This window comes from Pseudarthrobacter quantipunctorum (genome assembly GCF_045291495.1).
In the GTDB taxonomy this organism is placed as follows: domain Bacteria; phylum Actinomycetota; class Actinomycetes; order Actinomycetales; family Micrococcaceae; genus Arthrobacter; species Arthrobacter quantipunctorum.
In genome coordinates, this window is the sequence record NZ_CP148033.1 from 656,725 (window position 1) to 674,234 (window position 17,510).

The following is a 17,510-nucleotide window of genomic DNA, read 5'->3' on the forward strand; positions in this document are numbered from 1 at the left end:
ATGACAACACCGGAAAGAACCATCATGAATGACGTAGCAACGGCGCTGGGCAGGCTCGAGGAGCTTGCCATCGAGGTCCCTTCGTGGGCTTATGGAAATTCGGGGACGCGGTTCAGGGTGTTCGGCACTCCCGGCACCCCGCGGACCGTGCAGGAGAAGCTGGCGGATGCGGCGAAGGTCCACGAGCTGACCGGGCTGGCCCCCACCGTTGCGCTGCATATCCCGTGGGACAAGGTGGATGATTACGCCGCCCTGAAGGAGTACGCGGCCGGGCTGGGTGTTGGTTTGGGCACGATCAACTCGAACACGTTCCAGGATGATGAGTACAAGTTCGGTTCCCTGACCTCGTCCAACGAGGCGGTGCGGCGGCGGGCGATCGACCACCATCTGGAGTGCATCGGGATCATGCACGCCACGGGGTCCAAGGACCTCAAGATCTGGCTGGCGGACGGGACCAACTACCCGGGCCAGGATGACGTGCGCGGCCGCCAGGACCGCCTGGCCGAGTCGCTGCAGGAGATCTACGCCGCCCTGGGCGACGAGCAGCGGCTGGTGCTGGAGTACAAGTTCTTCGAGCCGGCTTTTTACCACACCGATGTTCCGGACTGGGGCACGTCCTACGCGCAGACCCTGGCTTTGGGCGAGAAGGCGTTCGTCTGCCTGGACACCGGCCACCACGCGCCGGGCACCAACATCGAGTTCATCGTGATGCAGCTGCTGCGCCTGGGCAAGCTGGGCTCCTTTGACTTCAACTCGCGCTTCTATGCCGACGACGACCTCATCGTGGGGGCCGCGGATCCCTTCCAGCTCTTCCGCATTATGCATGAGGTGATCCGCGGCGGCGGCTTCGGCAAAGAGTCGGGCGTAGCCCTCATGCTGGACCAGTGTCACAACCTGGAGGAAAAGATCCCGGGCCAGATCCGCTCTGTCCTGAACGTCCAGGAGATGACCGCCCGCGCCCTGCTGGTGGACACGGCCGCACTCAACGAAGCGCAGCGGGCAGGGGATGTCCTGGCAGCGAACGCAGTTTTCAACGACGCGTTCTACACGGACGTCCGGCCGGTCCTGGCCGAGTGGCGTGAATCCCGCGGGCTGCCCGCAGACCCGCTGGCGGCGTTCAAGGCCAGCGGCTACCAGAAGAAGATCAACGAGGACCGCGTGGGCGGCCAGCAAGCCGGATGGGGCGCCTGATTAGTTATGAGCAACAAGACTGTTGAAGACCTGATTTCCCGTTCCAACCGCCTGGGCGCGGACAAACGGAACACCAACTTCGCCGGCGGCAACACCTCCGCGAAGGGCACCGAGAAGGACCCGGTGACGGGCGAGGACGTCCAGCTTTTGTGGGTCAAGGGCTCCGGCGGGGACCTGGGCACGCTGAAGGCGGAGAATCTCGCCGTGCTGCGCCTGGACCGGCTGAACGCGCTGAAGAACGTCTACCCGGGTGTTGAGCGTGAAGACGAGATGGTGGCCGCGTTCGATTACTGCCTGCACGGCAAGGGCGGCGCAGCCCCGTCGATCGACACCGCCATGCACGGCCTGGTGGACGCCGCGCACGTGGACCACCTGCACCCGGACTCGGGCATCGCCATTGCCACGGCCGTGGACGGCGAGGCGCTGACCACCAAGATCTTCGGCAGCAAGGTGGTCTGGGTGCCCTGGCGCCGGCCCGGGTTCCAGCTGGGCCTGGACATTGCCGCGATCAAGGACGCCAACCCGCAGGCCATCGGCACCATCCTGGGCGGGCACGGCATCACCGCCTGGGGCGCCACGTCCGAAGAAGCAGAGCAGAACTCGCTCTGGATCATCGAGCAGGCCGAGAAGTACATCCGCGACAACGGCAAGGCCGAACCCTTCGGGCCCAAGCTCCCCGGCTACGCAGCCCTGCCTGAAGCCGAGCGCCGCGCCAAAGCCGCAGCGCTGGCACCGGTGATCCGCGGCCTGGCCTCCACGGACAAGCCGCAGCTGGGGCACTTCAGCGATGACGCCGTCGTCCTGGACTTCCTCGAAGCCGCCGAGCACCCGCGCCTGGGCGCACTGGGCACCTCCTGCCCGGACCACTTCCTGCGCACCAAGGTCAAGCCGCTGATCCTGGACCTGCCCGCCGGCGCCTCGGTCGAGGACTGCATCGCGCGGCTGCACGAGCTGCACGCGGACTACCGCGAGGACTACCAGGCCTACTACAGCCGCCACGCGGATGCGGACAGCCCTGCCCTGCGGGGCGCGGACCCGGCCATCGTGCTGGTTCCCGGCGTGGGCATGTTCTCCTTCGGCGCCAACAAGCAGACGGCCCGCGTGGCTGGCGAGTTCTACATCAACGCCATCAACGTGATGCGCGGCGCCGAAGCCATCTCCACCTACGCCCCGATCGAGGAATCCGAGAAGTTCCGGATCGAGTACTGGGCGCTGGAGGAAGCCAAGCTGGCCCGGATGCCCAAGCCCAAGTCCCACGCCACCCGCATCGCCCTGGTCACCGGAGCGGCATCGGGCATCGGCAAGGCCATCGCCACCCGCCTCGCTGCAGAAGGCGCCTGCGTTGTCATCGCCGACCTGAACCTGGAGAACGCCGAAAAGGTGGCCGAAGAGCTCGGCGGCCCGGACGTTGCCATCGGTGTCCAGGCCGACGTCACCAACGAGGCGCAGGTGGCCGCAGCGATCGACGCAGCCGTCTTGGCGTTCGGCGGCGTGGACCTGGTGGTCAACAACGCCGGCCTGTCCATCTCCAAGCCGCTGCTGGAAACCACCGAGCAGGACTGGGACCTGCAGCACAACGTCATGGCCAAGGGCTCGTTCCTGGTGGCCAAGGCCGCCGCGAAGGTCATGATTGCCCAGGGCCTGGGCGGGGACATCATCTACATTTCCTCCAAGAACTCCGTGTTCGCCGGGCCCAACAACATCGCCTACTCCGCCACCAAGGCAGACCAGGCCCACCAGGTCCGGCTGCTCGCAGCGGAACTGGGCGAGCACGGCATCCGCGTCAACGGCATCAACCCCGATGGCGTGGTCCGCGGCTCCGGCATCTTCGCCGGCGGCTGGGGCGCCAAGCGCGCCGCCGTGTACGGGGTGGACGAGGAGAAACTGGGCGAGTACTACGCCCAGCGCACCCTGCTCAAGCGCGAAGTCCTGCCCGAGCACGTGGCCAACGCCGCCGCCGTGCTCACCAGCAACGAACTGTCCCACACCACCGGCCTGCACATCCCCGTGGACGCCGGAGTGGCCGCAGCCTTCCTCCGATGAGCGGGAACGTTTCGAATGTCGACGGCGGTACGGTGTTCGCCGCCGTCGACATTGGCGCCTCCTCGGGCCGGGTCATCCTGGGCCGCGTCCACACAGCCGGCACGGGCAGCAGTGAACGCATCGTGGAACTGGAGGTGGTCCACCGCTTCCCCAACGCCGTAGTGGAGATCGACGGCGGCCTCCGCTGGGACTTCGACGCCCTCTTCGCCGAGGTGCTCAAGGGCCTGGCAGCCGCAGCCACCGTCGCCGCTGCCCAGGGCGAGCAGGTAGCCAGCATCGGCATCGACACGTGGGCCGTGGACTACGGCCTGGTCAACAAAGCCGGAGAACTGGTCGCCCAGCCGTTCAGCTACCGGGACGACCGCAGCCGCGCCGCCGTGGAACCCGTGCACCGGAAACTGGACCCCGCACGCCTGTACGGGACCACGGGGCTGCAGTTCCTGCAGTTCAACACCATCTACCAGCTCGCCAGCGAGAAGAACCTGGACGGCCTCCACGCGCTCCTGATCCCTGACCTGATCGCGTTCCTCCTCACCGGGCAGCGCCGCACCGAGGCCACCAACGCCTCCACCACCGGGCTGTTCGACGCCGTGGCGGGGGAGTGGGCCACCGAGTTCCTCAGCGCGCTGGGCCTGCGGAAGGACCTGTTCCCGCCGCTGATCCAGCCCGGCGAAACCGTGGGCACCCTCCTGCCTGAAATCGCAGCGCAGGTGGGCCTGCGGCAGGACACCCGCGTGGTGGCTGTCGGCTCGCACGACACCGCCTCGGCGGTCGCCGCAGTGCCTGCGACAGCAGACGACGGCGGGGAAAACTTCGCGTACATCTCCTCCGGCACCTGGTCCCTGGTGGGCCTCGAGCTGAAGCACCCCGTCCTTACCGAAGCCAGCCGCGAGGCCAACTTCACCAACGAACGCGGCGTGGACGGCACCATCCGGTACCTCCGGAACATGGGCGGGCTGTGGCTCCTGAGCGAGTGCCAGCGGACCTGGGCGCAGGAGGGGTTCCGGCCCGAGCTCACGGCCCTGCTCACCGCGGCGGCCGCACTCCCGCCGGGCGGACCGCAGATCAACCCGGACGATTCCTATTTCATCGCACCGGACAACATGCCTGAACGCATCCGGGCGGCAGTGCGGCGCACCGGAGAGATACTGCCTGACGATCCCGCCACCATCACCCGCTGCATCATGGACAGCCTCGCCGCAGGCTACGCCCGCACCATCCGGGACGCCGAACGCCTGGCTGACCGGACCGTGGACGTGGTGCACGTGGTGGGCGGCGGCTCGCAAAACAGGCTGCTCTGCCAGCTCACGGCGGACGTCACCGGGAAGAAAGTGGTGGCAGGGCCCGTGGAAGCAACCGCGCTGGGCAACGTCCTGGTGCAGGCGCGCGCCGCCGGGGCAGCCTCCGGGGGACTGGCCGAACTCCGTGCACTGGTGGTGCAAAGCCACAACCTGCAGGTGTTCGTCCCGGAACTCTCGCGGTTGTAGCCGCTGTTCAGTGTGTGGCCTGACCTTCCCTTGTTCCCCGGCCGGCCCTAGGATCTGAACCCATGCCCCCAGAACACCTCCTCGCCTACGACGCCCCTGCCGCCCAGTGGCTGGAAGCCCTTCCCCTGGGAAACGGCAGGCTTGGTGCCATGGTGTTCGGGGGCAGCCAGTCGGGCGGCGCAATGGAACACCGGTTCCAGCTCAACGACTCGTCCGCCTGGTCCGGATCGCCGCACAACCAGGACCGGGAGCCAGTCTTCAGCCGGGAGGAAGCGGACCGGATCCTTGGCGAAAGCCGGCGCCTGATCGGTTCCGGCGACTACGCCGGCGCCGCCGAAACCCTCAAAGGGCTGCAGCACCGGCACTCGCAGGCGTACCTCCCGTTCGCCGACCTCCACTTCACGGCGTCACTCACCGCATCAGACCCGGCAGCAGGCGAAAGGGGAGACGGCGGCGCCCCCGCACGGCCGCCGTCGGACTATCACCGCGGCCTGGACCTTGCCCGCGCCCTCAGCACCAACACGTACAGCCTGGACGGCCACCACGTCCGCGTGGAAGCATTCATCAGCCATAACCCCTCAGTGCTCGTGGTCTCCCTGCGGACGGACGCGCCGCAGGGGCTCGACCTCGCGGTGCGCCTGGACTCCCCGCTCCGCATCCTCCGCCGCACCGGTGAAGCGGGAAGCCTGTCGCTCCAGCTGAAACTGCCCTCCGACGCCGCCCCCGCGCACGACGGCGGCGTGGTGGAGTACTCGGAGGACGGGTCCCTCAGCATGCAGGGGGCAGTGGCGGCCGCCTGGGAGCATGACGGGCGGTCCGGGGAAGTACCAGCCGGCGAAGCCAGGCAAGCGGCAGGGCACGACGGCGTCCTGGCCGCCACCGGCGTCCGTCGCGCCGACATCTACCTCACCACCGAGACCACCTTCGCTGGGCTGGCCCGCCAGCCGCAGGGCACCGCTGCCACCGCAGCGGCCGCCGCCCGTGCCATGGTGGACCAGGCCCGCGCGTCCGGGCGGGCTGCCCTCCAGGACCGCCACGAGGAGAGTCACTCACGGCTTTACCGGGCCGCCTGGCTGGAGCTCGATGTTCCGGCACGGGAGGGCGGGGACACGGCCCGGCGCCTGCTGGCGGCCAACGCCCACCCCGATGGCCCGCTGGCGGCCGACCCGGGCCTGGCTGCGCTGCTGTTCAACTACGGCCGGTACCTGCTGATTTCAAGCTCGCGGTCCGGCCCCGCCGGCTCACGGCAGGGGACGGCCTGGCAGGGAGTGCCGGCCAACCTCCAGGGGATCTGGAACGCCGAACTGCCGGCCCCCTGGAGTTCCAACTACACCACCAACATCAACCTCCAGATGAACTACTGGGGCGCGGAACCCACAGGCCTGGCCGAGTGCGCGCAACCGCTCTTTGCCCTCATCGGGGCCATGCAGGTCACCGGGGCCGCCGTTGCCCGGGAGTACTACGGCGCCCGCGGCTGGGCCGTGCACCACAACTCGGACCTGTGGGCATATGCGAAACCGGTGGGCCACGGGTCCCATTCGCCGGAGTGGGCGTACTGGCCCATGGCGGGCCTGTGGCTGGTGCGGCATCTGTGGGAGCACCTGCAGTTTGGCGGCACGGACAGTTCCGCGGATGCGGACACTTTCGCCCCGGACACTTTAGCCCCGGACAGTTTCGCCCTGGACAGTTTTGCCCGGGACACAGCCTGGCCCGCCATCCGCGGCGCCGCCGCATTCGCACTGGACCTCCTGGTTGATTTCCCCGGCGGCTCGCTGGGAACCATCCCCTCCACGTCCCCGGAAAACACATTCGCCGCCCCAGGCCCGTCCTCCGGCAGCCGGGTTCAGGGAGCCGCCGCACGGTCCTCCACCATGGACCTGGCCCTCATCGGCGATGTTTTCAGGATGCTGGACGCGCTTGCCCGCCAGCTCGGCCTGGAGGACGATCCCGTGGCCTCCGCAGCCCGCACGGCCCTGCCCCGGCTTCCGGAACCGGCACCCGGACGCGGCGGAAAGCTCCGCGAGTGGCTTGATGATCCGGAGGAGTGGGAACCCGGGCACCGGCACGTCAGCCACCTCTACCTCGCCTTTCCGGGGGACACTCCACTCACCCCAGGGCTCGAAGCGGCCGTCCGGGCCAGCCTGGACGGCCGGGGCGATGAAGCCACCGGCTGGTCGCTGGCATGGAAGATCCTGTTGCGCGCCCGGCTGCGCCAGCCCGGAAAAGTCAGCGACCTCCTCCGGCTCTACTTCCGGGACATGGACACACCCCGCGGCGGCCAGAGCGGAGGCCTGTACCCAAACCTCTTCGGTGCGCACCCGCCGTTCCAGATCGACGGCAACCTGGGGTACGTGGCTGGTCTGGCCGAGTGCCTGGTCCAGAGCCACCGCACCGTGGACGGGCTGCACGAGATAGAACTGCTTCCCGCCCTGCCCGCCGAACTGCCCGTCGGCCGGGCAGGGCGGTTCCGCGCACGGCCCGGGGTGGAAGTGGACCTGGACTGGCAGGACGGGCGGCTGGTGCAGGCAACCCTCGCCGCGCAGGCGCCGGGGAAAGTCCTGGTCCGGTATGGATCGGCCGTCCGGGAAGCGCACCTTGAACCAGGAAAGCCCGCAGTTCTCACCTACAGCGCCCACCGCAGCGCGCCTACCGAAAGGATTGGATAACCCATGCCGCTCTTCGACCTCCCGCTTGCGCAGCTCCGCTCGTACTCCTCGGACGTGACGCCCCCGGAGGACCTTCGCCAGTTCTGGGATGCCACCATCAGGGAAGCCCGTGCCTTCCCGCTGGATGCCAGTTTTGAGCCGGTGGACAACTACCTCTCCGTCATTGACACCTTCGACGTCACCTTCGCAGGGTACGGCGGCGCTCCGGTCCGGGGCTGGTTCCACTTCCCGGCGCACAGGGAAGCGGGGGCGGCGCTGCCGGTGGTGGTCCAGTACGTTGGCTACTCGGGCGGCCGCGGGCTGGTCAACCAGGACACCCGCTGGGCCCAGGCCGGGTACGCGCATTTCATCATGGACACCCGCGGCCAGGGCTACGGCGGCACACTGGGTGAAACACCGGACCCGCACCCCTCCGCCGGGGACGTCGCCCACGCCGGACTCATGACCCGCGGCCTCGGAAGCCGAGAGGACTACTACTACCGCAGGGTGTACGTGGACGCCTTCCGGGCCGTGGAAGCCGCCCAGTCCCACCCCGCCGTCGACCCCTCCAGGGTGGTGCTGGCCGGCGTCAGCCAGGGCGGCGGCATCGTGGTGGCCACTGCGGGCCTGGCGGCCGGAAGGCTCGACGGCGTCATCGCCGCGCTGCCCGACGTCCCGTTCCTCCAGGACTTTCCCCGGGCCATCGACATCACACCGCGCGGGCCGTACCCGGAAATCGCCCAGTTCCTGGCACGGCACCGGGACCGGTACGACGCCGCGCTCGCCGTCCTGCGCTATTTCGACGGCGTCAACCTGGCCCGCTGGGCAACAGCCCCTGCGCTGTACTCCGCCGCCCAGATGGACGACATCTGCCCGCCGTCGACGGTCTTTGCGAGCTTCAACGCCTACGGCTCTGGAACGGCGGGCTCCTCCGGAACCGGTGCGGACAAGGAGATCGAGGTGTACCGGTTCAACAACCACGAGGGCGGCCAGGAACACCACTGGATCCGCCAGCTGCTGTTTCTGCGGAAGATTTTGGGGTAAGTTCCTTCTGCAGGCTGGAGAAAACGGTTTCCCGGCCTGCGGAAACAGGAAGTGATGAAGAAACTCAGCAGGCTCAGCGTCTTTGCCTACGGCGCCGGCGATGCCGCCAACAGCATGATCATCAGCACCGGGAACATGTTCCTGCTCGTCTACTACACGGATGTTGCGGGGATCGGGGCGGCAGCCGCGGGGACCCTGCTGCTTCTCCTGCGGGTCTTCAACGCGTTCACGGACATCGCCGCCGGGCGCATCGTGGACCGCGTCCACAGCAGGCGGTGGGGCAAGTTCCGGCCGTTCCTGATGTTCGGCTTCATCCCGCTCCTGCTGAGCGTGGCCGTCTTCCATGTCCCGGATGCCGATCCGTCCCTGAAGCTGCTTTACGCCTACTGCACGTACGGCCTGGTGTGCATCGCCTACAGCATGGTCAATGTTCCCTACGGCTGCCTGGTGGGGGCCATGACGCAGGACGCCACGCAGCGCGCCCGGCTGGGCGGTGCACGGACCCTTGGCGGACTCTCCGTTGGTGCCACGCTGGGCTTCTTCATCGCGCCGCTCCTGGGGGCCGGGCAGGACATGCAGCAAGTCTTCACCTGGCTGACCATCACGTTCGCCGTCGTGGGCTCTGCCCTCTACGCCTTTACGGGTGCCGCCTGCGTGGAGCAGGTTCCCGGCAGCGTCCCCAGGATCACCCTCAGGCAGAGCATGGCGGCCCTGAAGGCCAACTCGCCGCTGGTCATCCTCTGCGTCAGCTCGGTGCTTTTTGTCACCGGCACATCCGCCACGGGAGCATCCCAGTTCTACTACCTCCGGGATGTGCTGTCCCGGGTGGACCTGTTCCCCCTCATGGCCGCCGCGCAGGTGGTCATCACGCTCACCCTGGCGGTCCTCATTCCGCGTCCGGTGGCGCGCTGGGGCAAGCGTGCCGTGTACAGCGCCGGCGCCAGCCTTGGTGCCGTTGGCGGTGTGCTGGTTTTCCTGGCCCCCGCCGAAGTGCCCCTGCTTGGCGTGGCAGGCCTGGTGCTGGGACTGCTTGCGTCCGCGTCGGTCAGCATTGTCACCTGGGCCCTGATTGCGGACACCGTGGAATACGGCGAGTGGAAGACCGGGGTCCGGGTGCAGGGCATCAATTACGCGCTCCTGGCGGCCACCAGGAAGCTGGGCATGGGCTTCGGTGCCGGAGTGGTGGCCTTTTGCCTGGCCTGGGGCGGCTACGCCTCGGGTGCGGCGGGGCAGCCGGAATCCGCGACCCTTGCCATCAGGGCCGCGGCGGGACTGCTTCCCGGCGCCCTGGTCCTGGCGGCCGTGGGCATCATGTACTGGTACCGCCTCACGGACCGGAAGCATGCAGAGCTGGTGGCGAGCCTGTCCCGTGACGCAACGTAACCGTTTTGCCAATCCGCGGAACCTGCGGTTATGGTTCATGGCATGACAAACCGTTGGTATGCGTATTTTTCGTTGGCTCTGGAGGGGCCTGCGTCTAACTGACACGCATCCAACTTTCCTTCAGAGCCAACAGGGCAGAGATCATTCTCTGCCCTTCGCCGTTTCTCCGGCGGGTTCTGATCCGGGCCCGCTTCCCATCTGGAACAGGACCCCACCATGAGCACCGCAACAGCCCCCGCAAGCGCCAACGCCGGCATCTCCCGCACTGAAGCCGCGGCCAAGTCGACCTCGAACCTGCGCGTCAGCGAATTCACGGCGCTGCCCACCCCGTCCGAACTCATCGCGGAACTCCCGCTGGACGCCCGGGTGGCGGACGTCGTCGAACGCGGACGCGATGAAGTCCGGGCCATCATGGACGGCGTGGACGACCGCCTGCTGGTGATTGTGGGGCCCTGCTCCATCCACGATCCCAAAGCCGGGCTGGAGTACGCCCGCCGGCTGGTCAGCCAGGCCGAGAAGCACAGGGAAGACCTGCTGATCGTGATGCGGACGTACTTCGAAAAGCCCCGCACCACCGTGGGCTGGAAGGGCCTGATCAACGATCCCCGCCTGGACGGCAGCCACGACATGGTCACTGGACTCCGCACCGCCCGGCAGTTCCTCCAGCAGGTGACCGCCCTGGGCCTCCCCACCGCAACCGAGTTCCTCGAGCCCATCAGCCCGCAGTACATGGCCGACCTGATCTCGTGGGGCGCCATCGGGGCGCGCACCACCGAAAGCCAGATCCACCGGCAGCTCGCGTCCGGACTGTCGATGCCCATCGGCTTCAAGAACGGGACCGACGGCGACCTCCAGGTGGCCATCGACGCCTGCGGTGCAGCGGCTGCGGCCCAGTCTTTCCTCGGCATTGACGGTGACGGCCGGGCGGCGCTGGTGTCCACCGCCGGAAACCCGGACACCCATGTAATCCTCCGCGGCGGACGAAAGGGACCCAACTACTCTGCTGCCGACGTCGGGGCGGCGTCTGCCACGCTTGCCGGCAAGCAGCTGAACCCGCGCCTGATCGTGGATGCCAGCCACGCCAACAGCGGCAAGAGCCACCACCGGCAGGCGGAGGTGGCCCTGGAGATCGGTGCGCAGCTGGAGGACGGCGGCACGTCCGCGCAGGCGATTGCCGGCGTCATGCTCGAAAGCTTCCTGGTGGGCGGAGCGCAGAACCTGGATGTTGCAGAGCACGCGGCCGGCCGGGCCGAGCTGGTGTACGGGCAGAGCGTCACCGATGCGTGCATGGACTGGGACGTTTCGGTATCTGTCCTGGACCAGCTGGCGGCCTCCGCGCGCAAGCGGCGGGAAGCGAAATAGGGGGATCTACTACTTTCACTTCTGCCACAGGAACATCTAGAGTATCTAGATAGGTGGTTGGTGGATGGCTCAGCATCGGAACACCGCATTGGCACGTACCTGGGGTCACTGTTGTCCATCCGTCAGCAAAGGAATATAGGGAAATGTCGGCAGAACAGAACTTCTCCAACGCGAAGTTCCTGACCGTGGCTGAAGTAGCCCAGGTCATGCGCGTCTCCAAAATGACCGTGTACCGGCTGGTGCACTCCGGCGAGATGCCGGCAGTGCGCTTCGGCCGCTCCTACCGGGTTCCGGAACAAGCCGTCGAACAGTACCTCAAAGGTGCCGTAGTGGACGGTCACACCGAGACGGCCTGAGCAGCTGTCCGTAGCCGCCTCCCGGAAGCGGTACCCTGTTAAGGAACGTTTTACGTCATTGTAAGAATCTGTCAGTTGTTCAGTTCGTAGCTCTGTCCACGAACAATTTCCATCAGACAGGTACTGCATCTAGTTTGTAAGGAACTTACGTGGGTTCAGTTATTAAGAAGCGTCGCAAGCGTATGGCCAAGAAGAAGCACCGCAAGCTGCTTCGCAAGACCCGTCACCAGCGCCGCAACAAGAAGTAGAGATACTTCGAACAGCGCAGAAATGCCCGTCGCCTTCCGAGGCGGCGGGCATTTTCTTTGTGCTGGATGGGGTGTGACCGGGGTTTCCTGGCCTTGTTCGCGGATCCGCGCCTTGAAGGTTCGGATGCGCAAACAAGCTTGGTAACGGGGGTCGGGGTGGCCGGTGGAACCAGCGGCGGTGGAGCTAGATGCGCGGGCCGCGGATGCGGGCGAAGCCCTTCCAGAGCCCGTAGACGGCGCCGCCGGCCGTTGCGGCTTTGAGGCCGAAGGTGGCCGCGCGCCGGCCGGACCGGAAATCGTAGACCGGCCAGTTGTTGTCCCGTGCGTGCCGGCGCAGGCGGGCATCCGGGTTGATGGCCACCGGGTGGCCCACCAGGGTGAGCAGCGGAATGTCGTTGTAGGAGTCGCTGTACGCCCAGCAGCGCCTGAGGTCCAGGTCCTCGGCATCGGCCACGGCCTGGACGGCAACCGCCTTGGCCGAACCGTGCAGGATGTCACCCACCAGGCGCCCGGTGTACATGCCTTCGGAAATTTCGCCTACGGTCCCCAGGGCGCCGGTCAGTCCAAGCCTGGTGGAGATCACGGTGGCCACCTCGATAGGTGTGGCGGTCACCAGCCACACCCGCCGGCCCACGCGCAGGTGCTGCTCCGCCAGAGCTTTGGCGCCCGGCCAGATGCGGGAGGCGATCATCTCGTCGTAGACCTCTTCGCCGAGCGCCTTGATGTCATCCACCGTTATGCCTGCGGCCAGCGTCAGTGCGGAGTCACGGACGGCATGGACATCGTCCATGTTCTCCCCGCGGGCCACGAACTTGAACTGCTTCCACGCGAAGCCGGCAGCCTGGGCCATGGTGAACGCCCCGCGCTGGTGCATCTTCCTGGCAACGTGGAAGAGGCTGGCCCCGCGCATCAGGGTGTTGTCCACATCGAAGAACGCCGCCTCACCCGGTTGCGGCGCAGCAACCGGCTTGGTGACTACGGCAACGTACTTCTCCTCGGGCATGCAGTCGAGTCTAGTCAATCCGCTGTTCAATCCCCGTTTAGCCTTGTTCCCACGGGCCCGGCGTCGCGGGAGCCGTGGGAACGGGGCTACGGTTAAGGCATGGCCACACCCCGCGTTGTCCTGATCACCAAGGCAGACTGCCACCTTTGCGAAGACGCGCGCGACGCCGTCGGCCGGGTTACGTCTTCGCTGGGACTTGAGTGGAGCGAGGAGTTGGTGGACAACCAGCCGGAACTCCGTGAACGCTATGCGGAGGAAATTCCGGTGGTGCTGGTGGACGGGGTGCAGCGCGATTTCTGGAAAATCGATGAAGCCCGGCTGGGACGCGTGCTCCAGCGGGCCATGGCACAGTAGGGGAGCAGCACCCGATATGGCGCGGTCCCGAGTCTTCTCCGCATCGGTGGCTCCTGCTTTGATGGCATTGCCGGTTGGGCCCTAGAGTGGAGTCACAACGCGATGCGAGGGAGGGGCTGGTGGCTTCGCTGGATTCAACCCCCCAGGCTGTCCCGGACCTGCCGGGACCTGCGGGCACGGCAGCCAAACAGATTCCGCCCGCTGCAGTGGCCCGGCTGACCCTCTACCTGCGTGCCCTTAATACACTCCTGGCAGAGGGAGTGGAGCGGGTCTCCTCTGAATCCCTTGCCGAGGCCTCCGGCGTCAGCTCTGCAACGCTCCGCAAGGACCTCTCCCACGTGGGCTCCTACGGCACCCGCGGAGTCGGTTACGAGGTGCAGTACCTGAGCCGGCACATCGCGGCTGCACTGGGACTCACCCACGACTGGAAAGTGGCGATCGTCGGCGCCGGCAACCTTGGCAAGGCCCTCGCACGGTATGGAGGCTTCGAATCCCGGGGCTTCGACGTCGTGGCCATCTTTGATGCTGACCAGATGGTGGTGGGCAACGAGGTGGGCTGGCTGCGCGTCAGCGATGTGGCGGACCTGGAAACGGTGCTGCACCGGACCGGGGCCAATATGGTGGTCCTGGCCCTTCCCGCCTCGGTGGCCCAGGATGTGTGCGACCGCGTGGTGGCGGCCGGGGTCCGCAGCGTCCTGAGTTTCGCCCCCATCATGCTCCAGGTCCCGGAGGGCGTGAACCTCCGCAAGGTGGACATGGCAACGGAACTGCAGATCCTGGCCTACCACGCACAACGGGCGCAGGCCCCGGGGCAGACCGCCTAGATTCCGTCAGCGGCTGGTCCCGGTGCCCACGCCCGAAGGGTGGGAGTGCTGGAGTTACCGGCCGTACGGGTTCCCCATGTTGCCGCCGTAAGGGTTGGCGAACGGCTGCTGGCGCCGGAAATACGGAGCCGAGGCCGGCAGGTAGAGCAACACAATGGCCGCAATCCCCAGCAGCGTACCGATGGTTGCGAAGCTGGGCGGGCCGAAGAGGCCGAAGATGGACAGTGCCGCGAAGACCGTGCCCAGGATCCGTGCCCAGTTCTTGCCCTTGCGGACGAAGAACGCCACCAGCAGGTAGAGGGCCAGGCCAATGATGGCGAACACCACCAGGGTTCCGGCGATGACGCCCTTCATGTCCTCGTACGTCACTCCCGCCCCGCTGCCCTCGATCTGGGTCTCAAAGGCGTCGCGGAACATGGGATCGTCCAGCGTGGTCAGGCCGGTCAGCATCGAAATGACAAAGATCGCGGCGGAGGCGATCAGCAGCCAGAAGGAGATGTTGACCATCTGGGGAACGCCAGTGCTGCCGGACGGTTGCGGCTGCTCGGACGGATACTGCGCGTAGGGGGACTGGCCATACGGCTGCTGGCCGTACTGGGGAGCGCCGGACTGGCCGTACTGCGCCGGCGGGTTCTGGCCGTACTGCGGCGGCGGGTTCTGCCCGTACTGCGGGGCATTCTGTCCATACTGCGGGGTTCCGGACTGCTGCCCGTACTGGGGCTGGTTTTGGCCATACTGGGGTGCGTTCTGGCCGTAGCGCGGAGTCTCGCCGCCGGACTCGGGATCGTTGGGAACGGGAGGCGGGACGGGGGGAGTGCTCATGGGCGGTCCTTTTGCGTGTCGGGTTCCAGGTAGGTCGCCGGGCTCGGTCCTGTCCCCTACCCCCAGCATCACTTAAGTCCACCGTACCCCCGGGCAGGCACCTTGTGGGTCATTCGGAAGAGGTATTCCGGCCCGAAACCGCTGCGAACCATGCCTGGGAATTTGGCAGCCACAGAAGGACCGCTGCTGCCAGGCTGATAAGGAAGGCTGTCCAGTTTCCGGCGCCCTGCCCCATGCCTGCCGCCGTATTAACCGCTGCCAGGACCAGGGTGATCCCGGCCAGCACCGTCAGGGCGACCCGCGCCCACTGCCGGCCGGCCTTCATCTTGACCGCTAAAACCATCTGCGCGGCGCCCACGGCAGCGCCCAGCAGCATCAGTGCGACGACGGCTGCAGCGGCCGCGGGCGCGGCGGCAAAGAGCACCAGGGACGCCAGCATCCCCAGGAGCCCGCCCATCAAGGCAAGGACCCCGCCTATAAACCAGATCCAGAACGAGACCTTAATCTCGGTGGGCCGGGCGGTAACGGAAAACAGCTCGGCGAAACCGTTCCGCGGTCCGCTGGGAGAGTGGCTCATGGCGTTCACTGTAAACCCCGCGGGTCCCAGTGCGCTTAAAGGACGGCACCCCGGCACCGGACTGCGGGAGTCCAGGGCCGGGGTGCCGGAGCGGGAAGGAATTATGCCGCGGGAGCGATGAAGGCGAGTTCGAGGTTGATGGCAACCTTGTCGCTGACCAGGACGCCGCCGGTCTCCAGGATGGCGTTCCAGGTCAGGCCGAAGTCCTTGCGGCTGATGGTGGTCTCGGCGGAAACGCCTGCCCGGGTGTTGCCGAAGGGGTCAACAGCCACGCCGTTGAACTCGGTCTCCAGGGTGACGGGGCGGGTGACACCCTTGATGGTCAGGTCGCCGGTCAGTTCGTAGCTGTTGCCCTTGGCCACGAGGCCGTTGGAGACGAAGGAGATTTCGGGGAACTTCTCCACGTCGAAGAAGTCCTCGCCCTTGACGTGTCCATCGCGGTTGACGTCGCCGGAATCGAAGCTGGCGGTGTTGATGGTGGCGTTGATCCTGGCGCCGGTGACGTCTTCGGGGAGGTCCAGGGTGGCGGCGGCTTCGGTGAACTGGCCGCGGACCTTGCTGATGCCTGCGTGGCGGACCGTGAAGCCGATCTCGCTGTGTGAGTTGTCCAGGGTCCAGGTGCCGGTGGTGACGTCTGCGGGAAGTGCCATGGTGATGCTCCTTGTGTATGCGTATTGGCGGGTTGCTGTTGAAACTTCATCTGTTGAAGTCTCAACTAACTGCTGCATCCAGTATAAACATGCATTTGCATGTTTTGTTCCCGGCTTCGGAACATTTCTTCAAAAACTTCAGTTCTACTCTTTGTAGAAGCTTCGCCGGGAGATTTCGGATCGCACGCCATCTTTGAGAAACTGGTAAACATGCCCCAAGCCACTGTCCATTTGCTCCGCCACGGCGAGGTCCACAATCCCGACGGCGTTCTCTACGGACGGCTGCCCGAATTCCACCTCTCCGAACTGGGGCAGGAGATGGCGCGTACGCTCGCCGAGCACTTCAGTCGCCGCGCCGCCGGCGGTGCCCGGATCACCTACCTGGCCGCCTCTCCGCTGGACCGTGCGCAGGAAACTGCCCGGCCGACGTCGGACGCCCTGAAGCTGCAGATCCACACGGACGAGCGGATCATCGAGGCAGAGAACTACTTTGAGGGCATGAAGGTCACCAAGGCCGAGCTGCGCCGCCCGAAGCACTGGCCGCGGTTGGTCAACCCCCTGCGGCCCTCCTGGGGCGAGCCGTACAAGAACCAGGCGTCCCGGGTCATGGAAGCTGTCCAGGACGCGCGGCTGCGCGCCATCGAGCTGGCAGCCGGGGACTTTGGAACGGAGGGGCCTGAGGCCATCATGGTCAGCCACCAGCTCCCCATTTGGGCCACGCGCCTCAGCGCCGAGGGAAAGCCGCTGTGGCATGACCCGCGGAAACGCGAATGCACCCTGACGTCCATCACGTCCCTGGTGTTCGACGACGCCGGCACGCTCCTGCGCGTGCAGTACAGCGAACCGGCCGCTTCCCTTCTTCCGGGTGCGTCCAGCACCCCTGGAGCCTAGTTGTGACCGACAGTAATTTCGTGACCTCCCGCCGCAGCCTGCTGGCTGCCGGCGGCCTGGTCCTGACTGCTGTGACCTTGGGCCTGTCCGGCTGCGCCCAGGAGGATGCCCTTGCGCAGCAGGCGAAGGCCGGAGACAACAAGAACTATGTCGCCGGGGACGGATCCGTCACTGAGTTCGCCGCGGCGGACCGCAAGTCGGCCGTCCAGGTCAACGGCACGCTCTTCAACGGCACGGCAGTGGCCCCGGCTGACTTCCAGGGCAAGGTGACCGTGCTGAACTTCTGGTTCGCCGCCTGCGCCCCGTGCCGGGTGGAAGCCCCCATCCTCGAAGAGCTGCACCAGGAGTTCAAGGACCAGGGCGTGCAGTTCTACGGCGTCAACCTGCGGGACGAGAAAGCCACCGCCGAGGCCTTCGAAAAGACCTTCAACCTGACCTACCCCAGTTTTGACGACAAGGACGGCGGTGTCCTCCTGGCGGTTTCCGGGCTGGTCCCGCCGGGCGCGGTCCCCACAACCCTGGTGCTGGACAAGCAGGGCCGCGTGGCCTCCCGTGTCCTGGGCGAAGTCCAAAAAGGCACCCTGAAGGCCCTCATCGCTGCCGCCGTGGCAGAGTAGCGGCGGTCCGGAC

At 66.8% G+C, this 17,510-nt stretch carries 17 protein-coding genes; 13 read left to right on the forward strand and 4 right to left on the reverse strand.

Features of this window, described 5'->3' with window-relative positions:
* Positions 1 to 24 precede the first annotated feature (24 nt).
* The 9 genes from rhaI (at position 25) to WHH00_RS03025 (ending at position 11,759) form a co-directional block, all read left to right on the forward strand.
* Positions 25 to 1,191 carry an L-rhamnose isomerase gene (gene rhaI / locus WHH00_RS02985; protein WP_406636397.1) on the forward strand — a complete coding sequence of 389 codons (1,167 nt, stop codon included), beginning with the start codon at positions 25 to 27 and terminating at the stop codon, positions 1,189 to 1,191.
* Positions 1,192 to 1,197: 6 nt separating this feature from the next.
* Positions 1,198 to 3,234 carry a bifunctional aldolase/short-chain dehydrogenase gene (locus WHH00_RS02990; protein ID WP_406636399.1) on the forward strand — a complete coding sequence of 679 codons (2,037 nt, stop codon included), beginning with the start codon at positions 1,198 to 1,200 and terminating at the stop codon, positions 3,232 to 3,234.
* Positions 3,231 to 4,721 (forward strand): rhamnulokinase family protein, encoded by a 1,491-nt coding sequence (locus WHH00_RS02995; RefSeq protein WP_406636401.1) that lies wholly within the window; start codon positions 3,231 to 3,233, stop codon positions 4,719 to 4,721. The genes WHH00_RS02990 and WHH00_RS02995 overlap by 4 nt, the downstream gene beginning before the upstream one ends.
* A 62-nt stretch (positions 4,722 to 4,783) precedes the next feature.
* Positions 4,784 to 7,387: a glycosyl hydrolase family 95 catalytic domain-containing protein gene (locus WHH00_RS03000; RefSeq protein ID WP_406636403.1), complete on the forward strand. Its 2,604-nt coding sequence runs from the start codon at positions 4,784 to 4,786 to the stop codon at positions 7,385 to 7,387.
* A 3-nt stretch (positions 7,388 to 7,390) separates the two neighbouring features.
* Positions 7,391 to 8,410, forward strand: a complete 1,020-nt coding sequence (locus WHH00_RS03005) for an acetylxylan esterase (RefSeq protein WP_406636405.1) — start codon at positions 7,391 to 7,393, stop codon at positions 8,408 to 8,410.
* A gap of 54 nt (positions 8,411 to 8,464) precedes the next feature.
* On the forward strand, positions 8,465 to 9,793 hold the full coding sequence (locus WHH00_RS03010) for a glycoside-pentoside-hexuronide (GPH):cation symporter (RefSeq protein WP_406636407.1): 1,329 nt from the start codon (positions 8,465 to 8,467) through the stop codon (positions 9,791 to 9,793).
* 216 nt (positions 9,794 to 10,009) lie between these two features.
* Positions 10,010 to 11,155 carry a 3-deoxy-7-phosphoheptulonate synthase gene (locus tag WHH00_RS03015; RefSeq protein WP_406636409.1) on the forward strand — a complete coding sequence of 382 codons (1,146 nt, stop codon included), beginning with the start codon at positions 10,010 to 10,012 and terminating at the stop codon, positions 11,153 to 11,155.
* Positions 11,156 to 11,298: 143 nt separating this feature from the next.
* The gene (locus tag WHH00_RS03020) at positions 11,299 to 11,511 is read left to right on the forward strand and encodes a helix-turn-helix domain-containing protein (protein WP_066278759.1); all 213 of its coding nucleotides are present in this window, start codon (positions 11,299 to 11,301) and stop codon (positions 11,509 to 11,511) included.
* Between the two features lie 149 nt (positions 11,512 to 11,660).
* Positions 11,661 to 11,759, forward strand: coding sequence for a 30S ribosomal protein bS22 (locus tag WHH00_RS03025; RefSeq protein ID WP_003792170.1), 99 nt, complete (start codon positions 11,661 to 11,663; stop codon positions 11,757 to 11,759).
* 184 nt (positions 11,760 to 11,943) lie between these two features.
* On the opposite strand, the gene WHH00_RS03030 is transcribed toward WHH00_RS03025, so the two are convergent.
* Complete coding sequence (locus WHH00_RS03030) at positions 11,944 to 12,762, reverse strand: HAD family hydrolase (protein ID WP_406636412.1); 819 nt, start codon at positions 12,760 to 12,762, stop codon at positions 11,944 to 11,946.
* Between the two features lie 99 nt (positions 12,763 to 12,861).
* On the opposite strand from WHH00_RS03030, the gene WHH00_RS03035 reads away from it, so the two are divergent.
* On the forward strand, positions 12,862 to 13,116 hold the full coding sequence (locus WHH00_RS03035) for a glutaredoxin family protein (protein WP_406636414.1): 255 nt from the start codon (positions 12,862 to 12,864) through the stop codon (positions 13,114 to 13,116).
* A 119-nt stretch (positions 13,117 to 13,235) separates the two neighbouring features.
* Positions 13,236 to 13,940 carry a redox-sensing transcriptional repressor Rex gene (locus tag WHH00_RS03040; RefSeq protein ID WP_231453924.1) on the forward strand — a complete coding sequence of 235 codons (705 nt, stop codon included), beginning with the start codon at positions 13,236 to 13,238 and terminating at the stop codon, positions 13,938 to 13,940.
* 54 nt (positions 13,941 to 13,994) lie between these two features.
* Here WHH00_RS03040 and WHH00_RS03045 read toward each other — a convergent pair whose 3' ends face one another.
* The 3 genes from WHH00_RS03045 to WHH00_RS03055 form a co-directional block, all read right to left on the reverse strand.
* Positions 13,995 to 14,762 (reverse strand): hypothetical protein, encoded by a 768-nt coding sequence (locus WHH00_RS03045; protein WP_406636416.1) that lies wholly within the window; start codon positions 14,760 to 14,762, stop codon positions 13,995 to 13,997.
* A gap of 109 nt (positions 14,763 to 14,871) precedes the next feature.
* Positions 14,872 to 15,339: a hypothetical protein gene (locus WHH00_RS03050; RefSeq protein ID WP_406636418.1), complete on the reverse strand. Its 468-nt coding sequence runs from the start codon at positions 15,337 to 15,339 to the stop codon at positions 14,872 to 14,874.
* Between the two features lie 101 nt (positions 15,340 to 15,440).
* On the reverse strand, positions 15,441 to 15,989 hold the full coding sequence (locus WHH00_RS03055) for a YceI family protein (RefSeq protein WP_231453921.1): 549 nt from the start codon (positions 15,987 to 15,989) through the stop codon (positions 15,441 to 15,443).
* Positions 15,990 to 16,199: 210 nt separating this feature from the next.
* On the opposite strand from WHH00_RS03055, the gene WHH00_RS03060 reads away from it, so the two are divergent.
* Both WHH00_RS03060 and WHH00_RS03065 read left to right on the forward strand, forming a co-directional pair.
* Complete coding sequence (locus WHH00_RS03060) at positions 16,200 to 16,880, forward strand: histidine phosphatase family protein (RefSeq protein ID WP_406636420.1); 681 nt, start codon at positions 16,200 to 16,202, stop codon at positions 16,878 to 16,880.
* Positions 16,881 to 16,882: 2 nt separating this feature from the next.
* Positions 16,883 to 17,497, forward strand: coding sequence for a TlpA family protein disulfide reductase (locus tag WHH00_RS03065; protein ID WP_406636422.1), 615 nt, complete (start codon positions 16,883 to 16,885; stop codon positions 17,495 to 17,497).
* Positions 17,498 to 17,510 lie beyond the last annotated feature (13 nt).

What these genes read in the sequence shown, in the direction of transcription:
- rhaI (WP_406636397.1), top strand. Translation starts at nt 25, where the DNA reads ATGAATGACGTAGCAACGGCGCTGGGCAGGCTCGAGGAGCTTGCCATC.
- WHH00_RS02990 (WP_406636399.1), top strand. Translation starts at nt 1,198, where the DNA reads ATGAGCAACAAGACTGTTGAAGACCTGATTTCCCGTTCCAACCGCCTG.
- WHH00_RS02995 (WP_406636401.1), top strand. Translation starts at nt 3,231, where the DNA reads ATGAGCGGGAACGTTTCGAATGTCGACGGCGGTACGGTGTTCGCCGCC.
- WHH00_RS03000 (WP_406636403.1), top strand. Translation starts at nt 4,784, where the DNA reads ATGCCCCCAGAACACCTCCTCGCCTACGACGCCCCTGCCGCCCAGTGG.
- WHH00_RS03005 (WP_406636405.1), top strand. Translation starts at nt 7,391, where the DNA reads ATGCCGCTCTTCGACCTCCCGCTTGCGCAGCTCCGCTCGTACTCCTCG.
- WHH00_RS03010 (WP_406636407.1), top strand. Translation starts at nt 8,465, where the DNA reads ATGAAGAAACTCAGCAGGCTCAGCGTCTTTGCCTACGGCGCCGGCGAT.
- WHH00_RS03015 (WP_406636409.1), top strand. Translation starts at nt 10,010, where the DNA reads ATGAGCACCGCAACAGCCCCCGCAAGCGCCAACGCCGGCATCTCCCGC.
- WHH00_RS03020 (WP_066278759.1), top strand. Translation starts at nt 11,299, where the DNA reads ATGTCGGCAGAACAGAACTTCTCCAACGCGAAGTTCCTGACCGTGGCT.
- WHH00_RS03030 (WP_406636412.1), bottom strand. Translation starts at nt 12,762, where the DNA reads ATGCCCGAGGAGAAGTACGTTGCCGTAGTCACCAAGCCGGTTGCTGCG.
- WHH00_RS03035 (WP_406636414.1), top strand. Translation starts at nt 12,862, where the DNA reads ATGGCCACACCCCGCGTTGTCCTGATCACCAAGGCAGACTGCCACCTT.
- WHH00_RS03045 (WP_406636416.1), bottom strand. Translation starts at nt 14,762, where the DNA reads ATGAGCACTCCCCCCGTCCCGCCTCCCGTTCCCAACGATCCCGAGTCC.
- WHH00_RS03050 (WP_406636418.1), bottom strand. Translation starts at nt 15,339, where the DNA reads ATGAGCCACTCTCCCAGCGGACCGCGGAACGGTTTCGCCGAGCTGTTT.
- WHH00_RS03055 (WP_231453921.1), bottom strand. Translation starts at nt 15,989, where the DNA reads ATGGCACTTCCCGCAGACGTCACCACCGGCACCTGGACCCTGGACAAC.
- WHH00_RS03060 (WP_406636420.1), top strand. Translation starts at nt 16,200, where the DNA reads ATGCCCCAAGCCACTGTCCATTTGCTCCGCCACGGCGAGGTCCACAAT.